Origin of the sequence: Nocardia sp. NPDC057663 (assembly GCF_042799895.1) — a bacterium.
GTDB lineage: Bacteria > Actinomycetota > Actinomycetes > Mycobacteriales > Mycobacteriaceae > Nocardia.
This window is the reverse complement of record NZ_JBHVHX010000010.1, coordinates 177,282-193,877: the sequence shown is the minus strand read 5'-3', so window position 1 is coordinate 193,877 and position 16,596 is coordinate 177,282. Positions and strand designations below refer to the sequence as shown.

Annotated in this window: 16 protein-coding genes; 8 read left to right on the top strand and 8 right to left on the bottom strand. The window is 68.3% G+C overall.

The window, feature by feature from the left end; translation table 11 throughout:
* The first annotated feature begins 248 nt into the window (after window positions 1-248).
* Window positions 249-1,316 carry an alpha/beta hydrolase gene (locus ACFVAV_RS22095; RefSeq protein ID WP_379036942.1) on the top strand — a complete coding sequence of 356 codons (1,068 nt, stop codon included), beginning with the start codon at window positions 249-251 and terminating at the stop codon, window positions 1,314-1,316.
* Window positions 1,317-1,322: 6 nt separating this feature from the next.
* Here the strand turns inward: ACFVAV_RS22095 and ACFVAV_RS22090 are convergent, their stop codons facing one another.
* From ACFVAV_RS22090 to ACFVAV_RS22075, 4 genes are all read right to left on the bottom strand, one after another.
* Window positions 1,323-2,540 carry a CHAT domain-containing protein gene (locus ACFVAV_RS22090; RefSeq protein WP_379036941.1) on the bottom strand — a complete coding sequence of 406 codons (1,218 nt, stop codon included), beginning with the start codon at window positions 2,538-2,540 and terminating at the stop codon, window positions 1,323-1,325.
* Window positions 2,541-2,719: 179 nt separating this feature from the next.
* Window positions 2,720-4,234: a tetratricopeptide repeat protein gene (locus ACFVAV_RS22085; RefSeq protein WP_379036939.1), complete on the bottom strand. Its 1,515-nt coding sequence runs from the start codon at window positions 4,232-4,234 to the stop codon at window positions 2,720-2,722.
* A gap of 33 nt (window positions 4,235-4,267) precedes the next feature.
* On the bottom strand, window positions 4,268-5,389 hold the full coding sequence (locus tag ACFVAV_RS22080) for a hypothetical protein (protein WP_379036938.1): 1,122 nt from the start codon (window positions 5,387-5,389) through the stop codon (window positions 4,268-4,270).
* Window positions 5,389-6,687 (bottom strand): hypothetical protein, encoded by a 1,299-nt coding sequence (locus tag ACFVAV_RS22075; protein WP_379036989.1) that lies wholly within the window; start codon window positions 6,685-6,687, stop codon window positions 5,389-5,391. Before ACFVAV_RS22075 ends, ACFVAV_RS22080 begins: the two co-directional genes overlap by 1 nt.
* A 150-nt stretch (window positions 6,688-6,837) precedes the next feature.
* Here ACFVAV_RS22075 and ACFVAV_RS22070 point away from each other — a divergent pair, with 150 nt between their 5' ends.
* The 3 genes from ACFVAV_RS22070 to ACFVAV_RS22060 all read left to right on the top strand — a co-directional run bounded on the left by ACFVAV_RS22070 (window position 6,838) and on the right by ACFVAV_RS22060 (window position 10,411).
* Complete coding sequence (locus ACFVAV_RS22070; RefSeq protein ID WP_379036936.1) at window positions 6,838-7,353, top strand: lipoprotein LpqH; 516 nt, start codon at window positions 6,838-6,840, stop codon at window positions 7,351-7,353.
* Window positions 7,354-7,391: 38 nt separating this feature from the next.
* The gene (locus ACFVAV_RS22065) at window positions 7,392-8,192 is read left to right on the top strand and encodes a hypothetical protein (RefSeq protein ID WP_379036935.1); all 801 of its coding nucleotides are present in this window, start codon (window positions 7,392-7,394) and stop codon (window positions 8,190-8,192) included.
* Window positions 8,193-8,347: 155 nt separating this feature from the next.
* Window positions 8,348-10,411, top strand: a complete 2,064-nt coding sequence (locus tag ACFVAV_RS22060; protein ID WP_379036934.1) for a PhoX family protein — start codon at window positions 8,348-8,350, stop codon at window positions 10,409-10,411.
* 70 nt (window positions 10,412-10,481) lie between these two features.
* Here ACFVAV_RS22060 and ACFVAV_RS22055 read toward each other — a convergent pair whose 3' ends face one another.
* Entirely contained in the window at window positions 10,482-10,709 is a 228-nt protein-coding gene (locus ACFVAV_RS22055; RefSeq protein ID WP_379036933.1) for a type II toxin-antitoxin system RelE/ParE family toxin, read from the bottom strand.
* A 38-nt stretch (window positions 10,710-10,747) separates the two neighbouring features.
* On the bottom strand, window positions 10,748-11,032 hold the full coding sequence (locus ACFVAV_RS22050) for a type II toxin-antitoxin system Phd/YefM family antitoxin (protein WP_379036932.1): 285 nt from the start codon (window positions 11,030-11,032) through the stop codon (window positions 10,748-10,750).
* 102 nt (window positions 11,033-11,134) lie between these two features.
* Between ACFVAV_RS22050 and ACFVAV_RS22045 the strand changes: the two genes are divergently transcribed.
* Window positions 11,135-11,821: a pentapeptide repeat-containing protein gene (locus ACFVAV_RS22045; protein WP_379036931.1), complete on the top strand. Its 687-nt coding sequence runs from the start codon at window positions 11,135-11,137 to the stop codon at window positions 11,819-11,821.
* A gap of 1 nt (window position 11,822) precedes the next feature.
* Here ACFVAV_RS22045 and ACFVAV_RS22040 read toward each other — a convergent pair whose 3' ends face one another.
* Window positions 11,823-13,163: an amylo-alpha-1,6-glucosidase gene (locus ACFVAV_RS22040; protein WP_379036930.1), complete on the bottom strand. Its 1,341-nt coding sequence runs from the start codon at window positions 13,161-13,163 to the stop codon at window positions 11,823-11,825.
* A gap of 54 nt (window positions 13,164-13,217) precedes the next feature.
* Window positions 13,218-13,766 (bottom strand): DUF6069 family protein, encoded by a 549-nt coding sequence (locus ACFVAV_RS22035; protein ID WP_379036929.1) that lies wholly within the window; start codon window positions 13,764-13,766, stop codon window positions 13,218-13,220.
* 157 nt (window positions 13,767-13,923) lie between these two features.
* Between ACFVAV_RS22035 and ACFVAV_RS22030 the strand changes: the two genes are divergently transcribed.
* The 3 genes from ACFVAV_RS22030 to ACFVAV_RS22020 all read left to right on the top strand — a co-directional run bounded on the left by ACFVAV_RS22030 (window position 13,924) and on the right by ACFVAV_RS22020 (window position 16,470).
* A complete protein-coding gene (locus tag ACFVAV_RS22030) occupies window positions 13,924-14,613 on the top strand; it encodes an SDR family oxidoreductase (RefSeq protein WP_379036928.1) in 690 nt (229 codons plus the stop codon).
* Between the two features lie 196 nt (window positions 14,614-14,809).
* A complete protein-coding gene (locus ACFVAV_RS22025) occupies window positions 14,810-15,598 on the top strand; it encodes a polysaccharide deacetylase family protein (RefSeq protein WP_379036988.1) in 789 nt (262 codons plus the stop codon).
* 194 nt (window positions 15,599-15,792) lie between these two features.
* On the top strand, window positions 15,793-16,470 hold the full coding sequence (locus tag ACFVAV_RS22020) for a hypothetical protein (protein ID WP_379036926.1): 678 nt from the start codon (window positions 15,793-15,795) through the stop codon (window positions 16,468-16,470).
* Window positions 16,471-16,596: the final 126 nt, after the last annotated feature.

The following is a 16,596-nucleotide window of genomic DNA, read 5'->3' as shown; positions in this document are numbered from 1 at the left end:
GCTGCGGCCATGTCGCGGTCCCGCACGGCGACCATGTCGACTACATCCACGACGGCCACCGCCACGCGGCGCACGACGGTCACTTCGACGAACACTGATCATGTGATTCCACCCGGAGCGCACGCCCGGGTGGATTTCGTTTCCCCGTAATACTTCTGGCTCGACGATCGATCATCTGCCCGGATACTGTCGGTGTCCTGGCGGCCAGTGGTATGTCTGCCGATTCACGAAATGGGAGCTTTCGGCAGATGAGAACATCAGTCAGGCGCGCGTTGGCCTTCGGTATCGCCGGCAGCGTGTTGGCGGCCTGCGTAGCCACGTTCGGCGCGGGCAACGGTCTGGCCGAAGGCCGTGATCCGATCATCGAGTCGAAGAAGCTGCTCGCCTCGCCGACCACGGCCGACGGATCGCACATCATCTCCAGCCGGGTTGATGATCGCAATCTGACCATGTTCGTCTTCTCCGCCGCGATGAACAAGGGCATCACGGTGCGGGTGCAGCGTCCCGAGGACGCGTCCGAGCCACGTCCGGTGCTGTACCTCCTCAACGGCGCGGGTGGCGGTGAGGATCGGGCGACCTGGTGGCAGAACACCGACATCGGGGACTTCCTCGCCACCAAGGACGTCAACGTGGTGATGCCGATCGGCGGCGCCTGGGCGTACTACACCGACTGGCAGCGCGACGACCCGGCGCTGGGCCGCAACAAATGGCGCACCTTCCTGCTCGACGAGTTGCCGCCGCTGGTCGATCAGGCCCTGGGCACCAACGGCGTCAACGCCATCGCCGCGAACTCGATGACCGCGACGGCCGTGCTGCAGCTCGCCGAAGCCAGGCCGGGCTTCTACCAGTCCGTCGCCGGTTACAGCGGCTGCGCGCAGATCGCCGACCCGATCGGCAGGCAGTTCACCAAACTGGTGGTGGAAACCTACGGCGGCGGCGATGTCCGCAATATGTACGGCGCCGACGACGACCCGGCCTGGGCCGCCAACGACCCGGTCGTGCACGCCGAGAAGCTGCGCGGCACAAGACTGTTCGTCTCCGACGCCTCCGGTCTGCCCGGCTCGCACGACCGCATCGACGATCCGTACATGATGAACCCGACACCGTTCGGCCTGGCGAATCAGCTCGTCGTCGGCGGCATCATCGAGGCCGCGGTCAACTGGTGCACGCGCAATCTCGAGGCCAAGCTGACCGAGCTGCAGATCCCGGCGACCTTCGACCGCCAAGCCACCGGCACCCACTCCTGGGGCTACTGGCGCGATGCCTTCTACCGGTCCTGGCCGGTCCTGGCAGCGGGACTCGGTCTGCCCGAATAGGCCACGTCAGTCGGTCACGGTGGCGAAGGCGGCCCAGAGCAGCGGGGAGTTCTCCGGGGCGGGGTCGCTCCGCCATGCGGCCAGTTGCGCGCGTTGCCAGGTCAGCAGGGTGGGGATGGGTGTGGGCGAATCGTGGGCGCTGTCCACGGCGCAGATGGCGGCTTGCAGCGGGTAGGCCGTGGTGTCGGTGAGGGTGTGGAAGGCGTGGTCGGTGGGCAGCGGCCAGCGAGTCGCCGTCACCAGTTCGGCGCCCGCGGACAGCGCTGCGGTGGTGAGGCCGAGAGCTTCGGTGAAGCGCAGGTCGCCACCGCTCTCGCAGGCGATGAGGGCGACGCGGCTCGGCATCGGCCACAGTGTTCGGCCCGGCACCGGCGACGGGTCGATGGTGTAGGTGCCGAGCAGGAGGTCTTTGGCCGAGAGCGGGCGGTGCGTGCGATTCGGCGCCGCGAAGCCACGGGTGTCGGCAGTGCAGCTCAGGTGGAGCTCCGCGTGTTCGCTCGCACCGGATTCCGGTGCGGGAGAAGTGACATGGCCGACGTAGACGAGTCTGCTCGCGCCGGTCCTGAGTACCTGGGACAACCAGGTGCGATCGGTATCGGTTCGGCGGAACAGGTCGACCGGGTCGGCGAACCTGGGCACCACCCGGTCGCCGTAGCGCTGGAAGTGCTGGGCCACCATTGTTTCCGAACTCGGCCTGCCCAGTACGGAACCGAGTTCGGAGTCGGCTCTGAACCCGGGAACACGGGGATCGAGTACCGCGACCACGGGCAACTCCCGGGTATCACTCCAGCGGTGCGCGATTCGCTCCGGCGCGTGCACCACCGACACCGGGGCAAGCAAGCTGACATCGGCGATATCGAGCAGCCGGATCTGCGGATCGGGCGCGATGATCTCCCACGGCACCTGCGCCAACCGCGGTGACGGCTGAATCCGCAGATGCGGCCGGACTCCGCGCTGCGACAGCTCGTAGAGCTGCATCGCAAGCCCGTACGGCAGCAGGGTGCGTGACAGGGCCTGCGCCAGTAAATTTTCCGCATCCGGTGCGGCGAGCGCGCCCGTGGTCAGCACTCGCCGCAGCTCGTCGGGTCGCGCCGGATTCGGCACCGCATCGGCCAGCAGCCGAAGGATCTCCCTGACTTCGTCCTGTGGGAGTACCGCGACGCCGCGCGCCAAAGCGTCGTCGGCCCAGCGCCAGGACACGTAAACATCGCCAGCGTCTGCCATTCGAATAAATGCGGTGGGTATCTCGACCGCCGAAACCGGCAATGGTGCAGGCTCTTCCGTGCTGAGACCCGGTGCGGGGCCGCCTGAGCCGACGCTCGATTGTTCGGCTGACGCGGCCGAGTGAGATGCGCCGGACCTCGAATCTGCGTGTTCGTGCGGCGGCTGTTCCGAGACAGACTTCATAGCGCGATCACCCGCTCGTCGCGGACGGCGCGACCGTAGCGCTGCTCTGCATAGGAGATGAAGTCCGCCAGCACTATTCGGCCACTATCGGCCAGTCGTGGTGGCGGAGCGACGGGGATTCCGGCCGCGGCGGCGACATCCGCGAGTGCCGCGCCCAGCTGCAATGCAGGAGTGGTGATGTGTTCGATGGGTGTGGGATCCAGCAGCTGGAACTCGAGCGTGGGCGCGGTCGCCTCCGCGAACGCGGTGGGATCGAGAGTCGTCCCCGCGCAGACGCTGTCGATCAGATCGCTCACCAGTTGGCCGTTGCCGGAGCGGGCGGCGCACTGGAAGGCCAGGCGTATGGCCGGTTCGGCCACGGTGCGGTGCCAGTGCTCGCGCTGGTTGCCGTTGGGGAGGGTGTGGCGCACGGCGTCGATGGCGAGTGCCGACGACACCGCCAGGGTGACAGCGCGGGAGAGCACGGCCGGATCGGGCTGCGGTGCCTGTGCGATCGTGGCGTGCAGGAGTTCGGCGTGCCAGTGGTCGAGCTGGGCGCAGTGCATGCCGAGCCCGTGTGCGGAGTAGACCGCGAACGATGCCGCGAGCAGTTCCTCGGCGACGGTGAGATCGCCTTCGGCACAGGCGACCGTGGCGAGGCGCAGCCGGACATCCGCCGCATCCACCACGGCGCCGCTCGCATCGAATCGCGCCACAGCGTGCTCGTAATACGTTCGCGCTGTGGCCAGGTCACCCCTGTTCTCGGCCAGGAAGCCCATCGTCTTGGCGCCTATCCCGGACCAATGTCCCAGCCCGGCGGCCTCGAAGAACTGCTGACTGGCGCGCAGCGGCTCCTCGGCCTCGTCGAGACGCCCCGCCCGCACCAGCATGGTGGCCAGATTCTGCTGTGACTCGGCGACGGAGGCATCCTCGCCCGCCGCGACGAAAGCGGCCACACCCTGCCGGGCGAAGTCGACGGCCAGTTCCCACCGGCCGGTCTCGAACGAACTCGCCGCCAGGTTCATCAACGGGTGGCCGGCCAGTTCCGGCGCGAAACGCTCGGTCACAACCAGGGATTCGGTCGCGAGTTCACCCGCGCGTGCCCACTGCTGCCGATGCAGCGCGACCGCGGTCAGCGAGAGCAGACACGCCACCCGCAGCAGACCCTGATCGGTTCCGTCGGCCAGCAGCGTGCGCGCTTCCTCGAGCACCTCTTGCGCGGCGTCGAAATCACCGAGGTGCTGCAGTGCCTGCGACAGATTGACCAGTGCGGCCGGGCGCTGATGCGCCGCGTCATCGGGCATGACGGCCAGCGCGGTCCGGAACAGCGTCACCGACCGCCGATGCTCACCGAGCTCGTCGGCCATGCTCGCCGCATTGATCAGCGCCGCACTCCGCAAGCGCGGCGCGGCGCCGTCGGCGGCCTGCTCGAAGATCTCCATCGCCTCGACCACGTCACCACGCTGGTATGCCGCGTACCCCGCGGTGAGCTGCGCGTCGTCCTGGTCGGAAGGCCTACCGGTCGCTGCCATCCCTATCCCCAATCAGCGCGCGGGCATCGTCCATCAGAAGTCCCCGTCCGTTTCGGCAGCCGCCGCTTCGGCGGCCAGGAGCGTGTCGCCGGTGTGCTCGGTGAGGCGAAGACGGGCGAACCGGCGGATCTGAGCACGAACTGCCGACTCGTCGGGCGCAGGATCGGCAGGACCGACGCCGGGAACGAAAACGGCGGGCTCAGGGAAGGTTTCAGGCGGACCGGGAATCTGGACGGATCCCGTCCAGGTGTCGCCCCGCAGGTGCAGCGGCATCGTGAACTCCACGCCGGCCGACGGCGATGGCCCCGCCTGGTCACGCCCCGCGGTGGCAACCTGGGTGGACCGCACCCGCGCGTACGGCCGAAGGTGTTCGGGGACAAGACGTCTACAGTCAGGGGCTGCAACCACACTGACCTGCACTGTCGATATCTCGGCAGTCCGCGCCACCTGCCAGGACACTGCGTTCTCGCCCGCGTCCAGAATTCCGGGCGGGCAACGCCGCCAATCCCACTCGCCACTGCCGCGCGCGAGGATCAGCCCACCGCCGGCCGGAGTCGATCCGCCCGCGGCCAGCGCGTAATCGTCGGCACGGCCGAATGATTCGCTCATCATGCGGTTGTCGTCACGGGCGGTGCCCGGGTCCGGTGTGCGGCTGGGTGATTCGCCGGGTCGGGTGAACGGTTCGGCGTCGGCACCGTCGACTGCGGTGTCGCACGCGCCGGTCAGCTCGGTGATCTCGGCGGCCAGCAGATCGGGATCGAGCGCGGGGATCCCGTCGACGGTCGAGGCAGGCCACCACCGAGCTGCCCAGTGCGCGTACGCGAGTCGGCGCAGCGCGTTCGCCAGCTCCGGTCGCGCAGGCACGGCCGGGAGTGTGTGTTGCCTCCCGGTGTCGGCGTCGGCGAGCGTGGTGTCGGCGACGGTGAGCGCGGCGTCTTCGCCGTAGACCGCCCACAGCCAGTCCTGCGCTGATTCCGGGTCATCGAGTACGGCCGCCGGAAGAGAGTGTCCGGCAAGCAGATTCCACGACAGGTGACCGCCGCGCACCTCGAGCACGAGAACGTCGAGAGCGGGCGCGTCGTCGAGCACCGTCGAAGCGCCCTGCGGAACCAGCGTCACGATGCCCGCCGCGCGCTGGACGCGGATCGTCGTCATCAGCTCGCCCTCGCTTCCGCCGCCGCGTGCTCGCCCATGGTGGTGAGCGCCTGCTTCACCCTGGTTCGATGGTCCAGGATCACCGACCGCGCGACCCCGTCGAGCAGATCCCACAGCTCACCCGGTTCGACGACCGGCATCTCCCGCACGTCACGCCCGTGCAGCCGGACCCACAACCTGCGCAGATAGGGCTGCCATGGCGTATGCAGCTCGGCGGCGACGGCGGCCAGCGGACCCGTCGCACCGTCGACCACATGCACCGTGTACCGCCGGGCTTGCAGCACATACGCTTCCCGCCGCCAGCGGCTGTTCACCACCGCGTGGGCGCGCGACGGCCCGCTGTCGCGCGCACCGATCGGTGAGAAACCCAATGCCAGTTCGCATCCCGCTGCCGCGGTGACCCGCAGCGACTCGTCCAGCAAGCCCCACGGGGAGCAGCTGCGGGAGATCTCCGTGGTCACCAATTCGGGAATGCCGAGTAGGTCGGTGCGGTCGATGCTGCCCTGGAGCACGGTGAAGACCCGCTCGTAGACGGTCCGATCGAACGGCAGTCCGAGGTTGGCGGTCGACGCGGAGGCGCCCAGGTCGGGGCGTTGGGGACAGGTGTGCACAGTCAGGCCGAGGTCGTCGGCGCCGTGGGCCGGGTGTGCTCGCCACAGGGCGATGCCACGTTGGGTGCCGACCTGGTCTTCGATCAGTTCGTCGAGCAGGGGACCGGCGTCGGCCGGGTCGCCGTCGCGGGCCAGCGTGCTCGCCTCGAGCAGTTCGGTCAGCGCGGACGACAGATCGCGGGCACCGAAATCGGCCAGTGGCCGCCTGCGCCAGGCGACATCGAGCAGCGCGGTGAGCTCCACCAGCCGATTCGGTTCGGTCACATGGTCTTTCAAGGCCGTGGTGGTGCGTCCGCCGGTGCTGTCGTGGATCTCGCGCAGTGTCGCCTCGGCCCGCGCCCGCGCGTCGAAGCCGGGCGCTCCGTGCACGGTGGCCAGCTCGAAGCAGCGCTGGAAGTACAGGTCCTGGGCATTGCCCTCGGTGATCCGCAGTGCGCGCCGCACCTGTTTGAGCACGGTGAACCAGTCCGCGCAGGCGCGCAGCGCATCGGAGTGGGCGAGTAGCAGTGCGGTCAGCAGGGCGACACCGTCGGCGGAGAGCACGGTGCCCGCGCAGAGCGGATGCTGCACCGGCCGGATGACGAGCGGATCGAGGATCAGCTTCACGGTGCGCCGCAACGGGCCGCCCTGTGGCCCGCTCAACGCGTCGACGCCGTCGAGACCGCGCCACACCTCGTCGAGCACCATGGCGCGGGGTCTTCGCATTCGACCAGGTTAACGGCATTTCCGGCGGGTGACCCCGCGAAAAGTTGGGATCGGTAGGGCGGCGGCGATTTCTACCTTTCTCTCAACGGGTCACCGACACCGACCCGCTCACACCGAGAGAACGGAAACACCATGAACACCAAGCTGATCGCAGGCCTCGCCGCTTCCGCCGCCGCCACCGCGCTGTTCGTCACCGGCTGCAGCGACTCCGGTAGCACCTCGACCCCGAGCAGCACCGGCTCCGCCGCGCCGGCCCCGGCCGCGGGCAAGTCCACCGCCAGCGTCGACGGCAAGGAATTCACCGCCAAGTTCGACACCACCTGCGCCAAGCAGGGCGGCACCCTCGCGCTGGCACTGACCGACCTGGCCAACGCCACCTACGGCAACCTCTCGGTCAGCGCCTCGGTCGAGGGCGACACCGTCCAGGCGGTGGCCATCGCGGGCACCCAGGGCGGCTCGAACGGCCTGCCCTACGCGGTCGGCTACGGCAACGGCCAGCCCGGCGGCTCGGCGAAGCTCGCCAAGGACGGCAACACCTTCCGCGTCACCGGCGAGGGCGTCAGCGCTCCCGACATGACCAACCCGCTGGCAGGCCCGGCCACCGCCAAGTTCGACATCACTTTCGCCTGCTCGACGATCGTCGGCTGACCACCCGCGACCCGGTCGCATCCATTCGAGGAGGAATCATGAAATCCAAGCTGCGTGCGGCCGCGGTCGCCTTCGGCATCCTGTCCATCGGCTACTACCTCTACTACGGTCTCACCTACACCCCCGACGAGTTCACCGGCGGCCTGCTCGGCTGGGTCGGCCCGCAGATGGCGTTGCCGATCATCGCCCTGACCATCGTCCCGATGGTCTTCGCCTTCACCGGCGACGGCATCATGGAAGCCTTCACCGGCCACAACAGCTCGGAGTTCCGCGATGCCGAGGTGGGCATCGGCACCATCACCTCGTTCCGCCAGACCGGGGTGTCGGTCAACGATCAGCCGCAGGTCCGGATCGAATTCCGGGTCGAGGGCACGGCCGGGAAGGTCTTCGACTCGTCCGCCAAGATGATCGTGCCGCTCACCGAACTGGCGTTGCTGCAACCCGGCGTCGTCCTGCCGGTCCGGTATCTGCCCGGTCGCACCGACAAGGTCGAGGTCGACCGCTCCGGTGATTCCGGCGCCGCGCAGCGGGCGATGAACGAGTCGCTCATCCGCAAGGGCATCACCACCCGCGGCAAGCTCGACATCGCCGAGCGCGGCCTGGCCGCGCAGGCGGTGGTCCGCAGTCTCGACGTCCCCGGCCGGATCCGCGGCGGATACACCGAGATCGTGCTCGGTCTGGTGGTCACCCGCCCGGACGGCAGTACCTTCGAGACCAGCGCCGAGAAGTACCTGCCGCCGTCGGCGATCGGGCTGGTGCAGGTCGGCCGGATCGTGCAGGTGCACTACCTGCCCGGCAACGAGCAGGAGGTGGTGATCGCGCTGCCGGTCAACGCCTGATGACAACTCCACACCGATATCGCGAGCGCTGTGCCTGATCCCCGCGGATCGGTCGCAGCACTCGCCCAGTTTTGGTCGGGTGTTCATCTTCGCGTTCCCGACGGCTCGCCTGAGCTGCTTACCGTGCCCGGAGTCCGACCTACTCAGGAGTCACCGTGAGTCCGAAACCGCTCGCCCTGTTCGTCAAGCACGACGGTCAGTCGGCACGTGCCGCCCTGACCTGTGAATACAAGTGCGGCAACGCCTGCTTCCACGAGCCGCCGAACACGTCCGACGGCGCCTACTTCGGTGACATCGTCAGCGGCCTCAACCGTCGCGGCCTGATCAAGGGCGGCGCTGCCGCGGTGCTCGCCTTCGGTGCGGCGGGCGCGCTGGCCGCCTGTGGTGACGACGCCTCCGAGGCCGCCACCACGCCGGCGCCGACGCCGGCCGGAACCCCGGGCACCGGAACTGCTTTCACCGCCGTCGCGCCGAACAAGGAAGACGCGCTGGTGATCCCGGACGGCTACGAGCAGCAGGTCGTGCTCCGCTGGGGCGACCCGCTGTTCGCCGACGCGCCGGCCTTCGACTTCGACAAGCAGACCGCGGCGGCGCAGCTGAAGCAGTTCGGCTACAACAACGACTTCGCCGCACTGCTGCCCATCGAGGGCCAGGCCAACAGCTACCTGCTCGTGGTCAACCACGAGTACACCACCGGCCCGATGATGTTCCGCGGATACAACAAAGATGCCCCCACCGACGAGCAGATCGCGATCACCAAGGCCGCGCACGGCATGACCGTGGTCGAGGTGCAGGGCGAGGCGGGCAGCGGCAAGCTGACCCCGATCTTCGGCAAGTACAACCGCCGCATCACCGCCGACACCGAGTTCATCCTCACCGGCCCGGCCGCGGGCAGCGCGTTCACCGTCACCGGTGCCGACCCGTCCGGCACCAAGGTGCTCGGCACCTTCGCCAACTGCGCGGGCGGCGTGACCCCTTGGGGCACAGTGCTTTCCGGCGAGGAGAACTTCAACGGCTACTTCGCCAACGGCGACAAGGCCTCCGACCCGCAGGGCCGGGTCAAGCGCTACGGCTTCCCCAAGGGCGGCACCCCCAACCAGTGGGAGCGCACCGACAAGCGCTTCGACCTGAGCCAGGAACCGAACGAAGCCAACCGTTTCGGCTATGTCGTCGAGGTGAACCCGTGGGACGCCTCGTCCACGCCGATCAAGCACTCGGCGATGGGGCGGCTCAAGCACGAGGGCGCCAGCATCTATGTGACCGACAAGGGCGACGTCGTCTCCTACACCGGTGACGACGAGAAGTTCGACTACATGTACAAGTTCGTGTCCTCGCGCAAGATCCAGTCGGGCACCGGCGCCGCGGCGATGCGGCACAACCTGACCATCCTCGACGCGGGCACCCTCTACGTCGCCAAGCTCACCGGCGACCACGCCGACAAGATCGACGGCAGCGGCACTGTCCCCTCGGACAAGGGCTTCACCGGCAAGGGCCAGTGGATCCCGCTGCTGGAGACCGGCACCGACGGCAAGGGCAAGTCCCTGGTCGACGGCATGTCGGCCGCCGAGGTCGCGGTGTTCACCCGCCTGGCCGCCGACAAGGTGGGCGCCACCAAGATGGACCGTCCCGAGGACTTCGAGGCCAACCCGTTCACCGGCAAGGTGTACGTCGCGCTGACCAACAACGACAACCGCGCCAAGGACGACAAGCCGGGCGTCGACGAGGCCAACCCGCGCAAGCTGAACAAGAACGGCCAGGTCCTCGAGCTCACCGACAACCACACCGGCACCGACTTCACCTGGTCGCTGCTGCTGGTCTGCGGTGACCCCGCCGCCGCCGACACCTACTTCGCCGGCTTCGACAAGACCAAGGTCAGCCCGATCTCCTGCCCGGACAACCTGGCCTTCGACCCCTACGGCAACCTCTGGATCTCCACCGACGGCAATGCCCTCAAGACCAACGACGGCCTGTTCTCGGTCGTCCTCGACGGCCCCAACCGCGGCGAGACCAAGCAGTTCCTCACCGTCCCCAAGGGCGCCGAGACCTGCGGCCCGATCGTCACCGAACAGCGCGTGATCGTCTCGGTCCAGCACCCGGGCGAGTCCGACGACGCCACCCCCGACAACCCGCAGTCCCACTGGCCCGACGGCGGCACCGCCCAGCCCCGCCCGGCGGTCGCGGTCGTGTGGAAGAAGAACAGCGGCCGCATCGGCGTGTAACCGGCGCCTGCTCCGTTGACGAAACCGTCACTCGACTGGGCGAGTGGCGGTTTTGTCGTTTCCGTCCAAACTACGTTCGGTAGACGTCGCGGCGGTGGTTGACATCGACCACGGTGACAACCATGCGCTTGTCGTCGATGCGGTAGATCACGCGATAGGTACCGCGCCGTGCGGAGAATCGGTCGTCCAGCGGTGGCTGCAACCGCTTGCCGACGCGGTACGGGTTTTCCAGCAACGGCCCGGTCATGAATTCGAACGCCGCTGCCGCCACGGTCTCCGGGAGTCGCTCGGTGAGCATTCGTCGAACTGTCGGCGTTGTCTCGAGCGTGTACTCCGTCATGCGGTGCGGTGCGTCATCGCGCGCCGCACCGCCATTGCCTGAGCTAGTTCGTCGGCCGTGACGGTTTCCCCACGGGCGAGCTCCGCATCCGAGGAGATCAGGCGACCGACGGTTTCCGGATCGGACAGGATGGCGATGGTCTCTTCCATCGACTCGATATCGTCGACGGCCACCAGGACCGCGGCTGGTTCGCCGTGGACGGTGATCGTGACCCGCTCGTGCTGGCTGCGGACGCGAGCCACCAGCTCGGAGAGGGTTGCTTTCGCTTCGGCCAGCTTCATAGTCACAAGTATGACCATATTTCCGCTGTTCGGCTAGTCGGCAACCCGGTCGGTGGGTGCCCGTATGTTGGTGCGAACATCGGACGACAGGAGTGGTGGGACATGGCGGCGCGCAAGGGTGAGGTGCGGTTCGAGCCCGCGGTGGTGGCGCCGGGTGCGTTGCGGCCCGCGGCGCCGGACGACGACCCGGCCGACGATCTCACCGTGACCGGCGTCGAGTATCGCGGGGCCGATTTCGCCGAGGCCCATGTGTACGGACTGAGTGCCGAGGGCTGTCTGTTCGACAGCGTCCGGTTTCCGAGCACGCTGCGCCAGGCCATGATCACCGAATCCACGCTGCGCGTCTGCGATCTCGCCAATGTGCAGGCCGACGACTCCTCCATGTTCGAGACCGAGATCGCGCACGGTCGGCTCACCGGGTTGTCCTGGACCGCGGGCGTTCTGCGCGATGTGCTGATCGATTCGACCCGCGCCGACCTGGCTTCCTTCGCCGAATCGAGGCTGCGCACCGTCGTTTTCCGCGACTGCGACCTGCGCCAGGCCGATTTCCAGCGCACCGAGTTCCGCAATGTCCGCTTCGAGCGCTGCAATCTCACCGGTGCCAGGTTCTCCGATTCCCGTCCCCAGCAGAACCTGCGTTTCGAGGACTGCGACCTCACCGGCGTCTACGGCCTGACCGCCCTGCGCGGCGCCACCATCCAGGGCGGCGATCTGGAATCACTGGCCGCCACCCTGGCGCGCGAACTCGGCATCACCGTCGAATTGACGACCCTCGCGGGCGAGGACTGACTCAGCCGAGCCAGTCGAGAACCGAAGCGGCGGTCCAGGATTGCTGCATGCTACCCAGCGGCGCACCGGTGAACGGCTCGTAGTACTCGGCGAAGCTGCCGTCGGCGGCCTGGCGCAAGCCTTCCGCGCGCAGCATGTAGGCGCGTTCGGCCCAGCCGCGGCGGGCGAAGGCCCAGGAGAACAGCCAGCTCATCACCGGCCAGACCGGGCCGCGCCAGTACTCGCGTGACCGGAAGTCCTTGGCGACCGGGGAGGTCGACGGCGGCAGGGCGTAGCGCAGATCGGGGTGACCGCAGAAGCGCGGGCCCTCGAAGGTGTTGAGCAGGGCGCGCTCGGCATGGCGCGGCAGCCCGCCGGAGAGCAGCGGCGCGAACATGGCCAGCGTCTCGGTGCCGATCCAGCGTTGCAGCCGCACGTCGTAATCCCGTGCGGCGCCGGTCCGCTCGTCGGTCGTCGCGGCGACCCCCTTGCGGAACCGATCGGCCCAGCCGTGCAGTTCGCGTACGTCGGCGTGCGGCTGTTTGTACTCCTCGCCGATATCGGCCAGCACCTCGCAGGCCAGCGCGAAGATCGCGGAAACGAATACGTCCTCCACGGCGAAACTCATCACCGAGGTGAGCTGGTAGTCGTCGTAGTTCGCCCGCCGCATCTGCTCGACCAGCCACAGGTAGCGGTCGTATTCGCGGTCGCTCGGTCGCTGGGTCGGGTCGGAGATGATCGTGGTGTCGGCGCGCCGGTACGGGGGCAGGTCGTCGCCGGGGACCACATTCGCGTAGGCGCGGTCCCAGCGCGGCGAGTTGTCCATCCCGGATTCCCAGCCGTGGTACAGCGTGACCCGCCCGGTCTCCTTCGGGTCGCGGGCGTGCGCGAGCCAGCGGTGCCAGCGCACCAGATCCGGCCACCGGCGGTTCAGGAATTCCTCGGCGACGGCCCTGGTCGAGCGGCCGTGCCTGCGGGAATGGTCGAGGATGCGCTGGACCGCGATGGCGTGCACCGGCGGCTGGGTGATGCCGGAGGTGTCGGGTCCGTCGGGCGCGTTGGTGGCCAGCTTCCGGCACTCCCAGCGGGCGGGTCCGGGGAAGTAGCCGTCGACGCCGTTGGCGAAGACGATGTGCGGGATCATCCCGTTCTTCCACTGCGCCGAGAGCAGCGTGTCGAGTTCGACGACCGCGCGCTCCACGCTCAACGGCGCCAGCCCGACCGCGACGAACGCCGCGTCCCAGCTCCACATGTGCGGGTAGAGGCGCGGCGCGGCGCTGGTCATCGTGCCCAGGTCGTTGCCGCGCAGGAGGTAGGCGGCACGGGCCGCGAGCTGCGTGGGGGTGAACCCTGGGTCGGTCATCCGTCTATTCTGCGGCGGAGCAGGGCTGATGGCATCTCGGCACGGCTGTGATGGTCAGTACCCCACTTGACGCGTGTCGTTCTCGGCCGCCGAGCCGACCGAGCTGAGCATGGTGGTGATGCACAGCCCGACGAGCAGATTGATCGCCGCGGTCGCGATCTTGGCGTCCATGTCGGCGACCAGGGTGAACGGCAGGATGACCGCGACGGCGGTGACGAGCAGGCAGATCCAGGTGAAGAAGGTCAGCGGGCTCGGCATGGCCAGCAGCAACACCATCAGCAGCGCCGTCGCCAGCAGCGCCGCGCCCGCCGCGGCCAGCGCGTAGGAGGTTGTCGACACCGTGCCATAGGCGCCCGCGCCCTCGGGCGCGAGGATCGCGATGCCGAGCACCCCGCGCACCAGCATGATCGCGACGACGACCAGCAGCGCGGCCACCACGGCCGTGCCGATACCACCGGCCCACAACTTGCCGATGTTGACCTTCGGTTGGGGCGGCTGTTCCTGCCCCTGGGGATGCTGCCCCTGGGGATGCTGCCCCTGGGGGTACTGCCCCTGGAGATACTGCGGGTTCGCTGGTCCGTAGTTGTACCGGGGATCGGTCATAGCCCGACGGTACTGCGCCTGTCCCTGATCTGCTCGGTAACGGTCGTGGTGTCGAGATCTGGGTGGCGCTGCGCCTGATTTGTCGGAAGCAGGGGTTCTGTGGCCGGGCGCACGGGGGCCGATCGGCCGAGCAGGGCGGCCGATTAGCGTGGGACGCATGACGGTGACCAGTACTCCCGCCCCAACCGCTCTGATCACCGGCGCGAGCCGGGGACTCGGTGCGGCGATCGCCCGTGAACTCGCGCCGACCCATGACCTGCTGCTCGGTGCGCGGTCCGCCGACGCGCTCGCGCCGATCCTCGCCGAGCTGCCCGGCGCGACCGGCTGGCCCGTCGCCCTCACCGACTATCCGGCCGTGGCCGCCGCGGCGGGCGAGATCGAGCGGCTCGACGTGCTCGTCCACAACGCGGGCATCGCCGATCTCGGGACTGTCGGCGAGTCCTCGGTGGAGCAGTGGCGCAGCACGCTCGAGGTCAACCTGATCGCGGTCGCCGAGCTGACCAGGCTGCTGCTGCCCGCGCTGCGCGCCGCGAACGGCCATGTGGTGCTGATCAATTCGGGTGCCGGACTGCGCGCGCACCCGGGCTGGGGTTCGTATGCCGCGAGCAAGTTCGGCCTGCGTGCCTTCGCCGACGCGCTGCGGCAGGAGGAGCCTGCGCTGCGGGTGACCTCGCTTTTCCCCGGCCGCATCGACACCGATATGCAGCGGGCGATCGTCGCCGGCGAGGGACGCGAGTACACGCCGGAGGAGTTCCTCACCCCGGAGACGGTGGCAGGCGCCGTCCGGACCGCCGTCGATACTCCGCGTGACGGGCATCCGACCGAGGTCGTGCTTCGACCGGCGTAGTCGGGCGATCAGCGGCATCGATGGCACTATTTCGCCGGTCGGCAAGCCCTCGGCGCGGCGATGTTCGGTATGTTCCGAATCGAGTGCCCGGTTGTTCAGCTGATCGACGGATTCTGTCGGTACGTTCCCGCTGATTGGTCCGTGCTCTGCCTGAGCACCTGGTGCGAGTAGGGGTTCGCAGGTGGAACGACGTCGAATGCTGGCGCTGCTGGCCGCGGGTACCGCTGTGGCACTGACCGGCTGCGCGACCGCGGAAGGCGAGGCCGTGAACGCCGGTTCGGGCGGCGAGATCCCGGCGCCGCCCGTCGCGCCGAACCCGGCCTATCCGCAGCTTCCGCCCCCGCCGGGCGGTCCGAAGTCGATCATCGGCCCCGGCACCATCACCGCGCTGCCCGGCCAGGGCACCAGCATGGCCCTCACCGTCGACGACGGCGCCAGCCCCGAAGTGGTCGGCGCGTACGTGCAGTGGGCCAAGGACACCGGCGCCCGCTTCACCTTCTTCGTCACCGGCTACTACGAATCGTGGACGATCCACCGCGCCGCCCTGCGCCCGCTGGTCGACTCGGGTCAGATCCAGCTCGGCAACCACACCTGGAACCACGCCGCGCTCACCAAGCTCGATGCCCGCGGCGTCGCCGACCAGCTCGGCCGCACAAAAGACTTCCTGCGCAACAACTTCGGCGTCGACGGCACCCCGTTCTACCGGCCACCCTTCGGCTACCACAACGCCGCCGTCGACAAGGTGGCCGCCGATCTCGGCTACACCGTCCCCGCCATGTGGTACGGCTCCCTGTCCGACTCGGGCCTGATCACCGAGGAATACCTGATCGAGTGCGCCCGAAAGTATTTCGCGGCCCAGACCATCATCATCGGCCACGCCAACTTCCCCCCGGTCACCCACTGCTACGGCAGGCTCGTCGACATCATCAAGGAACGCAACCTGTCACTGGTGACGTTGAACGATGTTCTCCAGGTGCGAGCCTGAGTCAACCGGCGCTTGCCCGGCAGTTGTCGCCCGACTCTGTACGCAGTTGATAGTTCACGGCTATGATCGGCTCGATCGTGGCACAGGGCCGAAATTGAAATAACCCCGGCGATGTGACCAGAGTCAGGGATCGTTCCGGGGTCTTCGAAAACAACGCTAAGGGTGGGGTGGGGGAGATGTCAAGTGGGGCTTCGATGCGTTGGCGGCCCGCGGTGGTGGCCGACCTGCTCAGCCACCAGCGACTGAGTTCGTATCTTGCCGTCACTTCCGACCTCGAATCCGCCCTGGCGCTGTACGAATGGAATTCGGATGCTTCGGCGGCGGTCTTCGCGCTGATCGCGCGTACCGAAGTACTGACCAGGAACGCGATGGATGGTGCCCTGGCTCGGTGGTCCAACCGTCGGCACGGGACATTCGAGTGGTTCGATCACGTTCCGCTGGACCGGCGCGGCGATGCCGATCTGGCGGAGGCCCGGAGTCGCACTGCCCGCTGCGCCGCGTCCGAGGCGCACGGAAAGGCCATCGCCGAACTGTCTTTCGGCTTCTGGCGATACCTGGCGACCTCGCGCTACCACGCGTCGGTCTGGGTGCCCGGCCTGCATGCTGCTTTCCCACTGGGTAACCGAGACATTCGACGTAGACGAAGTCAGGTCGAAGGATGTCTCAAGAACCTGCATCAGGTTCGCAATCGGGTCGCGCACCACGAGCCGATTCACACCTACGACCTGCTCCAGACCGTCGACGATGCGCGTCGACTGGCGGGTTGGATCGCACCGGACGCGGCTGCGTGGATCGCGACCCGAGAGCGAGTCACGGTTGCCTGTCAGCAGCGTGCTGAGCTGGCTGTCCGGTCAGCGGCGCCAGGGGAGTAGGTCGGAGAGGCCGTAGGCGCCCGCGAGTGTGCCGGGGCGGCGCCCGTTCATCGCCGGAAGCAGTCGTCGGCGCCGGCAGAAAGCACTTCAGTTTACTTAGGGCGAGTATTCTTCCAGCTGTGCCCG

Excerpts from the sequence above, each read along its gene's own strand:
- ACFVAV_RS22095 (WP_379036942.1), top strand. The coding sequence starts at position 249 with ATGAGAACATCAGTCAGGCGCGCGTTGGCCTTCGGTATCGCCGGCAGC.
- ACFVAV_RS22090 (WP_379036941.1), bottom strand. The coding sequence starts at position 2,540 with ATGGCAGACGCTGGCGATGTTTACGTGTCCTGGCGCTGGGCCGACGAC.
- ACFVAV_RS22085 (WP_379036939.1), bottom strand. The coding sequence starts at position 4,234 with ATGGCAGCGACCGGTAGGCCTTCCGACCAGGACGACGCGCAGCTCACC.
- ACFVAV_RS22080 (WP_379036938.1), bottom strand. The coding sequence starts at position 5,389 with ATGACGACGATCCGCGTCCAGCGCGCGGCGGGCATCGTGACGCTGGTT.
- ACFVAV_RS22075 (WP_379036989.1), bottom strand. The coding sequence starts at position 6,687 with ATGGTGCTCGACGAGGTGTGGCGCGGTCTCGACGGCGTCGACGCGTTG.
- ACFVAV_RS22070 (WP_379036936.1), top strand. The coding sequence starts at position 6,838 with ATGAACACCAAGCTGATCGCAGGCCTCGCCGCTTCCGCCGCCGCCACC.
- ACFVAV_RS22065 (WP_379036935.1), top strand. The coding sequence starts at position 7,392 with ATGAAATCCAAGCTGCGTGCGGCCGCGGTCGCCTTCGGCATCCTGTCC.
- ACFVAV_RS22055 (WP_379036933.1), bottom strand. The coding sequence starts at position 10,709 with ATGCTCACCGAGCGACTCCCGGAGACCGTGGCGGCAGCGGCGTTCGAA.
- ACFVAV_RS22050 (WP_379036932.1), bottom strand. The coding sequence starts at position 11,032 with ATGAAGCTGGCCGAAGCGAAAGCAACCCTCTCCGAGCTGGTGGCTCGC.
- ACFVAV_RS22045 (WP_379036931.1), top strand. The coding sequence starts at position 11,135 with ATGGCGGCGCGCAAGGGTGAGGTGCGGTTCGAGCCCGCGGTGGTGGCG.
- ACFVAV_RS22040 (WP_379036930.1), bottom strand. The coding sequence starts at position 13,163 with ATGACCGACCCAGGGTTCACCCCCACGCAGCTCGCGGCCCGTGCCGCC.
- ACFVAV_RS22035 (WP_379036929.1), bottom strand. The coding sequence starts at position 13,766 with ATGACCGATCCCCGGTACAACTACGGACCAGCGAACCCGCAGTATCTC.
- ACFVAV_RS22030 (WP_379036928.1), top strand. The coding sequence starts at position 13,924 with ATGACGGTGACCAGTACTCCCGCCCCAACCGCTCTGATCACCGGCGCG.
- ACFVAV_RS22025 (WP_379036988.1), top strand. The coding sequence starts at position 14,810 with ATGCTGGCGCTGCTGGCCGCGGGTACCGCTGTGGCACTGACCGGCTGC.
- ACFVAV_RS22020 (WP_379036926.1), top strand. The coding sequence starts at position 15,793 with ATGCGTTGGCGGCCCGCGGTGGTGGCCGACCTGCTCAGCCACCAGCGA.